General features: G+C 45.1%; 12 protein-coding genes and 1 rRNA gene. 5 read left to right on the forward strand and 8 right to left on the reverse strand.

Going from position 1 to position 12,846, the window contains the following annotated elements:
* Nucleotides 1-110 (reverse strand): 16S ribosomal RNA (locus L5M40_RS18980); the annotation flags it as partial.
* Between the two features lie 644 nt (nt 111-754).
* Between L5M40_RS18980 and L5M40_RS18985 the strand changes: the two genes are divergently transcribed.
* A complete protein-coding gene (locus L5M40_RS18985) occupies nt 755-1,216 on the forward strand; it encodes an RNA-binding protein (protein ID WP_113941557.1) in 462 nt (153 codons plus the stop codon).
* 35 nt (nt 1,217-1,251) lie between these two features.
* Here the strand turns inward: L5M40_RS18985 and murI are convergent, their stop codons facing one another.
* Nucleotides 1,252-2,076, reverse strand: coding sequence for a glutamate racemase (gene murI / locus L5M40_RS18990; protein WP_263175850.1), 825 nt, complete (start codon nt 2,074-2,076; stop codon nt 1,252-1,254).
* 222 nt (nt 2,077-2,298) lie between these two features.
* Between murI and trmA the strand changes: the two genes are divergently transcribed.
* The gene (gene trmA, locus L5M40_RS18995; protein WP_263175851.1) at nt 2,299-3,396 is read left to right on the forward strand and encodes a tRNA (uridine(54)-C5)-methyltransferase TrmA; all 1,098 of its coding nucleotides are present in this window, start codon (nt 2,299-2,301) and stop codon (nt 3,394-3,396) included.
* 106 nt (nt 3,397-3,502) lie between these two features.
* Here the strand turns inward: trmA and fabR are convergent, their stop codons facing one another.
* Nucleotides 3,503-4,117 (reverse strand): HTH-type transcriptional repressor FabR, encoded by a 615-nt coding sequence (gene fabR, locus L5M40_RS19000; RefSeq protein ID WP_105251021.1) that lies wholly within the window; start codon nt 4,115-4,117, stop codon nt 3,503-3,505.
* Between the two features lie 144 nt (nt 4,118-4,261).
* On the opposite strand from fabR, the gene L5M40_RS19005 reads away from it, so the two are divergent.
* The 3 genes from L5M40_RS19005 to mnmH all read left to right on the forward strand — a co-directional run bounded on the left by L5M40_RS19005 (nt 4,262) and on the right by mnmH (nt 7,628).
* A complete protein-coding gene (locus L5M40_RS19005; RefSeq protein WP_263175852.1) occupies nt 4,262-5,368 on the forward strand; it encodes an acyl-CoA desaturase in 1,107 nt (368 codons plus the stop codon).
* 95 nt (nt 5,369-5,463) lie between these two features.
* Nucleotides 5,464-6,522, forward strand: a complete 1,059-nt coding sequence (gene selD / locus L5M40_RS19010; protein ID WP_263175853.1) for a selenide, water dikinase SelD — start codon at nt 5,464-5,466, stop codon at nt 6,520-6,522.
* Nucleotides 6,522-7,628 carry a tRNA 2-selenouridine(34) synthase MnmH gene (mnmH, locus tag L5M40_RS19015; RefSeq protein ID WP_263175854.1) on the forward strand — a complete coding sequence of 369 codons (1,107 nt, stop codon included), beginning with the start codon at nt 6,522-6,524 and terminating at the stop codon, nt 7,626-7,628. Before selD ends, mnmH begins: the two co-directional genes overlap by 1 nt.
* A gap of 79 nt (nt 7,629-7,707) precedes the next feature.
* Here mnmH and L5M40_RS19020 read toward each other — a convergent pair whose 3' ends face one another.
* The 5 genes from L5M40_RS19020 to nudE form a co-directional block, all read right to left on the reverse strand.
* Nucleotides 7,708-9,570, reverse strand: coding sequence for an MFS transporter (locus L5M40_RS19020; protein ID WP_263175855.1), 1,863 nt, complete (start codon nt 9,568-9,570; stop codon nt 7,708-7,710).
* Nucleotides 9,561-10,172 carry a TetR/AcrR family transcriptional regulator gene (locus L5M40_RS19025; protein ID WP_263175856.1) on the reverse strand — a complete coding sequence of 204 codons (612 nt, stop codon included), beginning with the start codon at nt 10,170-10,172 and terminating at the stop codon, nt 9,561-9,563. The genes L5M40_RS19020 and L5M40_RS19025 overlap by 10 nt, the downstream gene beginning before the upstream one ends.
* A 316-nt stretch (nt 10,173-10,488) precedes the next feature.
* Complete coding sequence (locus L5M40_RS19030) at nt 10,489-10,932, reverse strand: GNAT family N-acetyltransferase (RefSeq protein WP_263170315.1); 444 nt, start codon at nt 10,930-10,932, stop codon at nt 10,489-10,491.
* Between the two features lie 7 nt (nt 10,933-10,939).
* On the reverse strand, nt 10,940-11,752 hold the full coding sequence (gene cysQ, locus L5M40_RS19035) for a 3'(2'),5'-bisphosphate nucleotidase CysQ (RefSeq protein WP_198573335.1): 813 nt from the start codon (nt 11,750-11,752) through the stop codon (nt 10,940-10,942).
* Between the two features lie 304 nt (nt 11,753-12,056).
* Nucleotides 12,057-12,638: an ADP compounds hydrolase NudE gene (gene nudE, locus L5M40_RS19040; RefSeq protein ID WP_212601707.1), complete on the reverse strand. Its 582-nt coding sequence runs from the start codon at nt 12,636-12,638 to the stop codon at nt 12,057-12,059.
* Between the last annotated feature and the right edge of the window lie 208 nt (nt 12,639-12,846).

A 12,846-nucleotide genomic window follows, 5' to 3' on the forward strand; every position in this document is an offset into this window, starting at 1 on the left:
CGCCGCCGCTCGCCGCCTCAGGAGTAAACTCCCTTGCGCTGCCGCTCGACTTGCATGTGTTAGGCCTGCCGCCAGCGTTCAATCTGAGCCATGATCAAACTCTTCAATTAAAGTTTTGTTGCTTCCGTCTTGCGACGTCAGCGGCTCAATGAATTCTGATTTTTTGTTTCTCGCTAAAAGAAACAAACTGTACATATTACTATGAACACTCATTGTTACATTGATTTAAATTTTTGACTGCCAACCCGAAGGTTAAGCAGTTTCGATTAACTCAACACCTGTGAGTGTCCACACAGATTTGCTTGATAAATTGTTAAAGAGCGTTGACCACACACTGAGTTTTCAGCGGGTCAGGGCTGCGTATTCTACGCATTCCCGTTAGTGCGTCAAGTAGTTTTTTCAACTTTCTCAACACTCATCGTTTAGCTCGCTAACCGATGAACTGCATGGCTTTCTTTGCTTAACTTGCGTTTCGCTGTCTGCCCTGTCAGTGGATGCGCATTATAGGGGGATTGAGAAAGTCCGCAAGGGCTTTTTATCGATCATTGAATCGCACGTCGATATTTTAAACGTTATGACCATTTTTTAGCTTATAAGCTCTATTTATCGGAGATAAGTAAGGTTTTTTATCTAATAATTGATAATTCACGCTCAATATTTCAGCAATGGTCTAGTGTAAAAGTAAATAATTCATTACCATATACTTGCTGTTAACAGTTATTTATCAATTTCCCATTCATCAGAGAGCATTCTTATGCAAAAGTCATTTCTTATTGTCTTGATTGTCGCCATTATTGGCGCAGTAGCACTATCTCAGTTCGCAACGCCATTATCAGCTATTGCTTTTGTCGCTGGCGCTATCATTGCAAGTCTTGTTTTTAAATTTGTTCCAGAGACTTCATCATCTCATGCTTCAGAAGAACAATATGTTGGCCCTACTATGACCTTATATGTAGGTAACCTGCCTTATCGTGTTCATGAGGGTGAAGTAAAAGTATTATTTGGCGAATTTGGTCCAGTAAACTCTGTGCGTTTAGTCAGAGATCGTAAGACGGGTCGTCGTAAAGGTTTTGGTTTTGTGGAGATGTCAGAATCAGGCGCTCAGAAAGCCATGGTTAAACTGAATGACTATAGTTTCCAAGAAAGAACCTTAAAAGTAAGAGAAGCAAAAACACAAGATTCGGAAGCTGCCGACCGTACAGGGACAGACGAGTAGCATTACCGCTTAAACTGTTTGCTTTATTTTGTAATTTAGTTGGTTGTGGTGATTCGTTCGATAGTTGAAAAGCCACAATCAATTAATGTTGTTGTTAACCCTTCGCTGATTCCCACCTTAGTATAGAAAGCTTGCATAACTGACTCCATTACAGCTTCTCTCTCATCTGTTACTCTGTGCTCTTCCACAATAAGATTCTGTTGCGTTAAAAGAGTGACAACTCGCTTAGCAATAGCAGCGCCAGAATCCATTAGTTTTACGCCCGCACCGAGCACTTGTTGTAATTCAGCTTTGATCATAGGGAAATGAGTGCAACCTAGTACCAGAACATCCAATTGTGCGGCAACGACTGGTGCCAGTAACTGTGCCAATCTATACATATCCAACATTCCAGTCGCCACTTTTTGTTCTGCCATCATCACTAATTCAGAACAACCAAAGAGTTCGACATGGCAATCATCAGCAAATTGGCTGATGAGTTCATGGGTATAATGACGCTTAACTGTGCCAGGTGTAGCCAAGAGTCCAATACGTTTACTCTTAGACATTAGAGCGGCGGGTTTAATGGCGGGGACAACACCTACGACAGGGACTGAAAGATGTGCACGTAATGCCGGTAACACAACAGTACTTGCAGTATTGCAGGCAACGACCACTATCATTGCATTGGTACGAGCCACTAGATCGCATACTAATTCGACACAGCCAGAAATTAATACCTGCTCTTCCAACTCACCATAGGGCAACCTAGCGTTGTCGAAAAGGTAGCAATAGTCGCTATGGGGTAAACTCTTACGGATTTCAGCCAGAACAGATAGGCCACCAATCCCAGAATCAAACACTAATATAGGTCGCGACAAGCGAATCTCCAGTTTCGGATATATAGATAAACTATACAGATTGGACGCATTAACGATTCGATGGCTGCTTTACCGACGGAATCCAGCCAAATACCATAGAACCACATTCAAGTGCGCGGATTTTCCCATAGCTTTGCGAAAACAGCAAAAGCAAGATACTGGACATTCGTGTCACCTAGTATAATATTTGCGCCCCAATTTACAGCAACGGTGAATCAAACAATGAACTTAGCAGCAATGGACCCTCAGACTTATGATGCGCAGTTAGAACACAAGCGTATCAAGCTAGAACAAGCCTTTGCCCAATTTGAAACACCGAGTGTTGAAGTTTTTGCCTCAGAGCCAGCTAACTACCGTATGCGCGCCGAATTCCGCATGTGGCATGATGGTGACGACTTATACTATTACATGTTCGATAAAGTATTGAATGAGAAAGTACGTTGCGATCAATACTTACCAGCTAGCGTACTCATCAATCAAATGATGTCGGCCTTAATCGCCGAGCTGAAACCGAATCCGAGTCTAAGGCACAAATTGTTCCAAGTGGATTTTTTGTCGACTTTAAGCGGCGAGATTTTAGTGTCTTTGCTTTATCACAGGCAGCTTGATGACCAATGGCGCGCCGATGCGGCTGCATTGAAAGCCAAGTTAAGTAGCCAGTTTAACGTCAACATCATCGGCCGTGCCCGTAAGCAAAAAATCGATTTAGATAAAGACTTTGTGGTTGAGTCATTACAAGTAAATGATAAAACCTTCTTATATAAGCAAATCGAGAACAGCTTTACTCAACCGAATGCCAAAGTTTCCGTAAAAATGTTGGAGTGGGCTATCGATGCGACTCAAAACAGTAAGGGAGACTTACTCGAGCTCTACTGTGGTAATGGCAACTTCTCTATCGCACTGGCGCAAAACTTTAATCGCGTATTGGCCACCGAACTCGCTAAGCCTTCAGTCGATGCGGCGCAATACAATATCGAAGTGAATGGTATTGATAATCTCCAGATTATTCGTATGTCAGCCGAAGACTTTAGCGATGCCATGGCGAAGAAACGCAGCTTTAGACGTTTAGAAGGTATCGATCTTGACAGCTACGTTTGCAACACCATTTTTGTTGACCCACCACGCGCGGGGATTGATCCTGATACGCTGGCGTTAGTCCAAGGTTATGAGCGGATTTTGTATATATCCTGCAACCCAGAAACCTTAAAAGATAACCTGCAACAACTGAACGAAACCCATAAGGTGACCCGCTTTGCCTTGTTTGATCAGTTCCCTTACACAGATCACATGGAAACGGGTGTACTACTCGAGCGTCGTTAATCACTTCAGATACACTGAGCTCGACTGCAGAACACTTAACGTAAATTCGCTAAAAATAATGGAGCCTTAGGCTCCATTATTTTAGTAAATCTACATCTCACTCAGATTAGCGGTGTTCAACCTTATGCTGCAAAGCCTCGGCGCCTTTGGCGACCATGCGCAATTGCATGACTAATTGATCGGCAAGAATTTTACGGTCAGCCCGTTTCATATCTAATGCGGAAGCGCCAGCATTAAACACCAGAGTCACTAAAGCTTCAGCCTGCGCACGGGCTAGCAAGGGGGTTCGACCCGCTTTGGCTTCGGTATAATGAGCCAATTCAGAAATAAAATGCTCAATTTCGCGGGCAACTGCCGCACGGAATGCTGCCGAGGTTCCAGAGCGTTCATGCAATAAAATACGGAATACGTTTGGATTAGAATCAAGTACTTCCATAAATGTATCAACGGAAATACGGATCACACTGCCACCCACTTCAGCTCGCTGACGGCCTTTACGCATCATCTGCCTTAGGGTTAACCCGCCCTCGTCCACCATAGTAAGACCGAGTTCGTTCATATCTTTAAAATGGCGATAAAAAGATGTCGGCGCGATATTAGCTTCCCGAGCAACCTCTCGCAAACTCAGACTTGAGAAACTGCGCTCAGCACTTAGCTGATTAAAGGCCGCATCGACTAAAGCTCTGCGAGTTTTCTCTTTTTGCTGTGCTCGAATACCCATTCTTAAATCCGCTAACTGAATGTAATAACGCGATAATACCGCTTTTAGGCATTAAACACAGCCCCATCGTCCTTGACCAAACAATATAGCTAAGCTAAATTAGCTTACAGATGTACGCTCAAAAGCGAATTTTGGAAACCTATAATGAAAAAACCCCCTATCATCTGGCTTAATGTCAGTCTGTTTGCCATCACTTTCCTCAGTGCGGTAATTTTAGTTCCATGGCGCGGTATTGTTCATGGCTATGGTGCCAGTGAATGGATCGCTTTTATTGTTTTAGCCTTTGCCAGTGGTTTGTCGATCACCGCTGGTTATCACAGACTCTGGTCACACAAGGCCTATAAAGTCCATCCGGCAGTGCGTTTTATATATGCCCTTGGTGGTGCTTTAGCATTACAAAACAGTGCATTGCACTGGGCATCTGATCACAGAGTTCACCACAAACACGTAGATGATAACGACAAAGACCCGTACTCTGCCAAAATGGGATTCTGGTACAGCCATATCGGTTGGATGCTGCGAGAGTATCAGTCGCAACGCTATCACGATTATCAAAATGTGCGTGATCTGCAAAATGACCGTATTGTCATGTGGCAACACAAACATTACCTCGCACTCGTGTTGCTGATGAACATTGGACTGCCTGCACTGCTTGGTTGGCTCAATGGTGACGTGCTGTCTATGTTATTGATGGCGGGTTTATTGCGTTTAGTGGTGGTGCATCACTGCACTTTCTTTATCAACTCTTTAGCCCACGTGTGGGGCAGCCAGCCTTATACCGATAAGAATACCGCCCGCGATAATGGCTTCTTGGCCATGTTGACCTACGGTGAGGGTTATCATAATTTCCATCATATTTTCGAAAATGACTATCGTAATGGCATTAAATGGTGGCACTACGATCCGACCAAATGGTTGATTAAATCATTATCTTTATTAGGTTTAGCTAAAGATTTGCGTAAGAGTCCACAGGAACGTATCGAGAGCGCACGCTTACAGATGCAGTTATTACGTACCAAGCGGAAGGTTAATAACCTGCCTAATGCTGATGAAATTATTGAAAAAATCCAAGCAGAGTATGAGTTATTAAAGCAGCACTTAATGGATTACTATCAAGCACAGAAAACCTTGCTTGAAGCCAAGCGTAAACAACTTGTCGATCAGCAACTATTGCAACAAGTTGAAGAGCTAAAGGCGCGTTTCTTAGTCCAGCAAAAACATTGGCGCAGCCTGACCGCAACTTATAGCTAAGCCACAATTCTGCCCGAAAGTCATACGGCCACCTTGCATGGTGGCCGTATCTGATTATGATGATGCCTTAATCACTTAAATAGGCTGTTGAGATCATGTCAGATTCCCCAGTTACACTCCCAGAATCAATCAAGCTAACAGAATATAGTCATGGTGCAGGTTGTGGCTGCAAGATATCCCCTAAAGTGCTCAGCACTATCTTGGCCTCGCAGTTACCCGTGTTTACCGATCCTAATCTGCTGGTCGGCAATCAAAGCCGTGACGATGCCGCAGTGTATAAACTCAATGACGACATAGGCATCATCAGCACTACCGATTTTTTCATGCCGATTGTTGACGATCCCTTCACCTTCGGTCGTATCGCAGCGACCAATGCGATCAGCGATATCTATGCCATGGGTGGCACGCCTATTATGGCGATTGCAATTTTAGGTTGGCCAATCAATAAACTACCCGCAGAAATCGCACAACAAGTGGTCGATGGCGGCAGACAAGCCTGCATGGAAGCAGGGATCATGCTCGCCGGTGGTCACAGCATAGATGCACCCGAACCTATTTTTGGTCTCGCAGTAACGGGACAAATTGCGTTAACTGATTTAAAACAGAATGATACTGCTAAAGCGGGCGATCGTTTATATCTCACTAAACCTATCGGCATTGGCATTTTAACTACGGCGCAAAAACAGAAAAAACTCCAAGATGAAGACAGTCACATTGCGGTTAATGCTATGTGTCAGCTGAATACTATAGGCACGACGATTGCCAAAATTAGCGGTGTAAACGCCCTGACCGATGTCACAGGATTTGGACTGGCGGGACACTTACTCGAAATGTGCCAAGGTGCCAAGCTCACGGCAAAACTCAAATTTGATGCGGTGCCGTTACTGCCACGCGCTTTAGATTACTTAGCCTTAGGTTGCGTTCCTGGCGGGACTCACCGAAATTACGACAGTTATGGCGAGCATCTCCCCGAGCTCAGCGAGCATCAAAAAGCGATTCTGTGCGATCCGCAAACCAGTGGTGGTCTGTTAGTTGCCGTCTCGGCCGAAGCCGAAGCGGAATTGATTGCTCTACTCGATGCGCATCACATCGCCCCAATTTGCATTGGATCACTGGAAACACCCACCACTGAAGTAAATGTGGTGTTGTGCTGATGCCAAACGCGATCGTCGCTGCAGAACAATATCGGGAAATTTTCCTCAATCAACACCCCATCATGGATGTGCGAGCGCCTATAGAGTTTACTCGAGGTGCGTTTCCTAACTCGACCAACTTACCCTTGATGCTGGATAGTGAAAGGGAAAAAGTCGGCACTTGTTATAAGCAATCAGGTCAGCAAGCCGCGATTGCATTGGGTCATTCACTGGTTAATGGTCCCATCAAGCAACAGAGAATCGAAGCTTGGGCAAGCTATGTTAAAGCCAATCCTAATGCTTACCTTTATTGCTTTCGCGGCGGCCTGCGCTCGCAACTCACTCAACAATGGCTCAAAGAAGCGGGTATCGAAGTCCCTTATATTCAGGGTGGCTATAAGGCCATGCGCCAATATCTGATTGGCGTGATTGAAGCGGCACCGACTCAGCAACCGTTATTGAGTTTGAGCGGGATGACGGGCTGCGGTAAAACCGATTTTCTACTACAGCGTAAAGAAGCGGTTGATCTTGAAGGGATAGCCAATCACAGAGGCTCTAGTTTTGGAAAGAATATCGACCCACAGCCAACGCAGATTAACTTTGAAAATCAACTCGCCATTGCCTTGCTACAGCACCAAACAAGTGGCGCAGCGTGTTTACTGCTCGAGGATGAAAGCTTCCTGATTGGGCGTTCGGCGCTGCCGCAGACATTTTACAATGCCATGCAAGCCGCTAATGTTTTAGTGCTAGAAGAGTCGGATGATGCGAGGCTCGAACGCTTACGCTATGAATATGTGCATAAAATGTATAGCGGCTTCTGTGAGCGCCTAGGGCCGGAAGCAGGTTTTGCGGCTTTCAGTGAATATCTATTACAGAGTTTAGTGAGCATTCGCAAACGTTTAGGCGGAAAACAACATCAAGAACTGCAAGATTTGATGCAACAAGCACTCGATCAGCAAATTAACCAGAATGACACTTCGCAGCATTTAGTCTGGATAAACCTGTTATTGCACAAGTATTACGATCCTATGTATCAATACCAATTACAGAAAAAGTCCGAACGTGTTCTTTTTAAAGGCTCACATCAAGCGATGCACGAATGGTTGGATAGTTATCAAACTCGATAAATTGCCCACGCATAAATGAGATAACCGCGAACATTAGATCCGCGGTTATCACTTCACTTTATTTCATGCCTTAACGAATTTAAGACTTGCCCAGCAGGCTCGCCACTTGGACTCTCAAAGATTCCTTATTCGCAAGCTTACCATCGACGGCATCCGTTAAATCCACCGACACCCTTGACCAAAAACGCTTGGGCATTTTAGCCAAGGCATGTCCGCCCTTGTGACTAAAGTAAGAACCCCATAATCCGTGCAATGCCATAGGAATGACTGGCACTGGATCTCTGGCCAAAATCTTATCAATTCCAGGACGAAAATCGCCAAGTTCACCGTCAGGTGTGAGTCGACCCTCAGGGAAAATACATACCAACTCGTCATTGGCGAGCGCTTCATGAATCGCCTCGAAGGCACGATTATAGGTCTCTTCACTTTGCTTAGGTGAACAGATAGGGATCACACCTGCATGGCGGAACAAATACTTCAACAGAGGAATTTCGCTGATGGATTTATCCATCACAAAGCGGATTGGCCGTGTCGACGCTCCCATAATAATCAATGCATCCACATAACTCACATGGTTACAGACTATGATGCCAGCCCCTTCCTTTGGAATTTTCTCTCGGCCTGTGACTGTCACTCGATACATAACATGACTGAGTAAGTAACTGATAAATCGTTGTGTAAATTCTGGTACTTGTGAATAAACATAGAGCGCGACTACAGCATTCATCACGGCGAGTAGCAGAAATAACTGTGGAATCGTCCAACCTGCAACGCCCAGCAACAGCATAGATAACAGTGCCGAAACCACCATAAACAATGAGTTCATAATGTTATTGGCGGCAATCGCCTGAGCACATTCCCCCTTAGGCGAACGAGATTGAATAAACGCATACAGGGGGACGATGAACAAACCGCCGCTAACGCCAATCATAAAGAAATCTAGCATCACCCGATAATGTTGGGACTCGCCAATAAAGGCCTTTAATCCATAGACAAAACCAGCATCTACGGGCGCAGGTGGAATAGCCCAAAGCAAATCGACACCAAAGATAGTTAATCCCAATACCCCAAACGGCAGCAAACCGAGTTCCACATGGCCGTAGGAGAAACGTTCACAAACGAAGGAGCCAACAGCAATCCCGATGGAAAACATGCCTAATAATAATGACACCACAGTCGCACCAGAATGCAAATGCAGCTTAGCAAAGTTAGGAAACTGAGTCAGATAGGTCGCGCCTAAAAACCAAAACCAACTGATAGCGAGGATAGCCATCCAGATTGAAGGCGTTTGACGGGCTTTTTTGATGCTACGCCAAGTGCCCGATAACGGCCTGAAACGTATTTTTTCGATGATGCCCTGTGGGGGTAATGCAGGAATCGCTCGGCTCGATAAATATCCTGCAAAGGCTAATACAGCAACAGTAATCGCCGACCAAAGCGTACCGTTTTCATCAGAAACCAAGATCCCCGCACTCAAAGTGCCCACCAGAATAGAGAGAAAAGTGCCCATTTCAACCCAAGCGTTGCCTGTGACTAACTCGTCCTCTTTCAACGCTTGGGGTAACAAGGAATATTTAACCGGACCGAAGTATGCTGACTGGCTACCCGTTAAAAATAACAGTAATAACATCACCATGTAGCTCTCACTCAGAATCGCAATCGCGGCGCTAAACATGATGATGACTTCGAGTAGTTTCAATCGGCGAATGAGTTTAGCCTTATCCATATTATCGGCGACAACACCCGCATGGGCCGAAAAGAGGAAAAATGGTAAAATGAACACCCCAGCCGCCAAGTTCACAAACATATCGACGCTTATGGGTAGGTCTTTCACTTGGCTAAAGGTCACTAATAACAGCAACACATTTTTATAGATGTTGTCATTCAATGCGCCTAAGCACTGAGTCGCAAAATAGGGTAAAAAACGTTTTGTTAGCAGCATGATAGTTCCTTCTGGTAACCCATTCCTTGTAAATAAGCTTGTACGTGACTCTTGAGTAAATCCCGCAGTGATAATGACTCAGCGAAGAGCTTATTATCGAGTGACAGAGAGGTCAGCCCATGAATACCCCCCCATAATACCCGGCTCATACTGAGATGCTGCACCGGCGTAACCTCGGGAAATAGTTGCGCCAATTCACGCTCAATCAGAGTAAATAACCCCGCAATCAATTGCCCTTGCGATTCAGGCAAGGGTTCAGAATCGAGTAATTGCAGCTCAAAAACCAGCTTGAAAGCTTGGCGCTGCTCATGGGCGAATTGACTATACTCCCACGCCATTGCAATAATTTTACCTAAACTGTCGGCCGCACGAACACCCGTCAATCGGTCGTGCAAAGTCCTAAGCGTTGACTCAGAAACCGCCAGTAATAAATAGTTGTAGCTGCCGAAAATATTGATCAAGGTACTAGGGACATAACCAATTTGGCTGGCCACTTTGCGTAAGCTGAGCCCTATGGCACCTTGATCTATCAGTAACTCAGTTGCCGCTTGTATTGCCATCGCGCGAATTTCATCATGGCTGTGTTCTTTTCGTCTGGCCATAGGTCTCATCCCCTGTTGAATAGCAAGAGACTAACAGTAGTTAAAATAAAAAACAACGTTCAAAATAAGTTTGTTTTACGTACAGAAGAGGGTAAATAATGAAGGATATTATTGAAGATGATGGATAAAGATAGGCACTCGAATTAGATTCCCTCAGCAAGCCGAACTGGATCCGTGGGATGACATCACCTAAAAGAGCATAAAAAACGGCGCGCTCAGTCAGCACACCGTCCATTATTTTGATTTAAAAATCATTCTTAATTCAAAGGTGATTTTTATTTGAGGATAATCTTTGGTTCAAAGATAAGCGCGCGATTTAAGGCCTGCGATAAGTCATCACAACCCTATCTGCGCCATCGCCAAAATAATCGGCCTCAAAAGTTGAATCAATGAAACCTAAATGCTGATATAAGCCATGGGCAGGGTTACTCGGATCAACGGTTAAACACACCCGCTCAACTGACACGGGCAACTCGGCTAAACATTGTTGCATCAAACGTTTGCCGAATCCCTTCCCGCGAGCATTTTCACTCACTGCGACAGATAATATCCACATGCAGTTAGGATCGCTACTCTGGGCACTGAGCAAATAGCCTTGTAGCTGATTATCTGCATCCACGGCCACTAAAAATTGCTCTGGCCAACAATCAAATCCCTGACGGAAGAAAAAATCGGGATAGCTGTGCTCGCCAAAAATGGCCTGTTCGAGCTGATAAACCGCGAATAACTCTGACTTTAATACCGGACGTATAGACTGCATTTGAAAATCATTCACCTATTAAAATCTTATCCCACTCTAAGTTGGGTGCACCAACTACGATGAAATTAGGGTTCTCTAAGCTCTCACGCTCATTGTAGGTTAACGGTTGCAGCTCAGTATCCATCAGCTGTCCACCCGCTTCCTCGACGATAATTTGCGCGGCTCCCGTGTCCCACTCACCCGTTGGTCCGACTCGTACATAACAATCAGCACGACCTTCGGCGACAAGACAACTCTTTAACGCTGCGCCCCCCATCACGACTAACTCGCAGTGTTTGGGATGGTTGAATAGGGTCAACACAGATTGGGGGTCCTGACGGCGACTTACGGCCAATCTTAGGGATACCTTTTCACGGTGCTCAATTTGGCGACTGCTAATACGCACTTCTTGTTTATCCGTGCGTTTGTACGCCCCTAAACCAGCAATAGCGTAATAACACACTTGCGTCATAGGCACATAAACCACGCCCATCACAGGACGATTGTGTTCCACCAGCGCGATAATGACTGAAAAATCACCGCTGCCAGCGATAAACTCCCCCGTACCATCAAGCGGATCCACCAACCAATAGCGCTTCCAAGATTCACGCACATTTAACGGAATGTCGGCGGCTTCTTCAGATAACACTGGAATATCAGGCGTTAAGGCGGTTAATCGGTCACAAATGATCTTGTTCGCCGCTAAATCTGCGGAAGTGACAGGGGTATTGTCAGACTTCATTTCTCGCTCAAAATTACCTTTGAGATAAATGTCACGGATAGTTATCCCTGCATCGGTCGCAATCGCAATAACTTCGTCGATCAACTCTTCTGGCTTCATAACAACTCCAATCGCCTGCTGAGCGAATGTTTTGCAAGCGTGCAAACTCTGAACGCTTAAAAGGAAAAAGATTATTTAAGTTATATACCCAAGCTACCTGAAGATACGAGTTTCAGAGCGCCTTGGGTGCTTCAATTCAAGGCGCATCAATGACAGAATGTCGGCCACCTTTTAAATTGATGCAACACCGAAGTGGAGTGCCCTAGGCGCTCCGTCCCGGCGGGTTTTAACGCACTTTATGCTGTGTTGGTTATTTTTAACTTAGCCCGCTAGGTCTGCAAATAACCGCCTTGCCTAAAGTGCGTTAAACTCCCGCTGAATCCTGCATCTTCAGGTTGTTTGGGTATAAATATTTTTGCGCCAAAAACAACGCGCTCACACTACGGGATTCAGAAAAATCGACATCATCGAGCAAGGCTTCCCAATCGGCGAGCGCCCAAGGCACCACATCAATTGGCTCAGGCTCATCACCTTCAAGGCGACTCTCATACAGATCTTCTGCAAGAAAAATTTGCATCTTACTAGAGAAATAACCCGGAGCTAGGCTGAGTTCTTTCAGTAAGGTGAGCTTATTCGATCCAAAGCCAATTTCTTCCTGTAATTCACGATTAGCAGCTTCTATTGCTGTCTCACCGGGATCGATCAAACCTTTTGGGAAACCGAGTTCGTAATTATCAGTTCCGGCAGCATATTCGCGTGCCAGTAGCATTTTCCCTTGATGAATAGGCACTATCATCACAGCGCCACGACTACCGCCTTTCATGCGCTCATATTGGCGCTCTACACCATTGGAGAACTTAAGATGCACTTGCTCAATTTGAAATAATCGGCTTCTCGCGACAACTTCGGTATGCAATATTTCCGGCTTATTCTGCCGTTGCGACATAACTGCCTCTGGATAAAAAAGCGATAAATTAAATAAGGTAAGTGACAATCTTACTATCCTGTCTTTAATCTACAACCTGAATTTATTACATGCTCCTAATGGTAAGCCACAAATCCTTTGCGATATGCATCACAAACCCAGCCCAGCCTTAAGTGAACACCTTCAAAATATTCTCAAATACGATGTTTTATTGGATAGTAAAAAGGGG

Source organism: Shewanella sp. SM68, from assembly GCF_025653925.1.
GTDB lineage: Bacteria > Pseudomonadota > Gammaproteobacteria > Enterobacterales > Shewanellaceae > Shewanella > Shewanella oncorhynchi.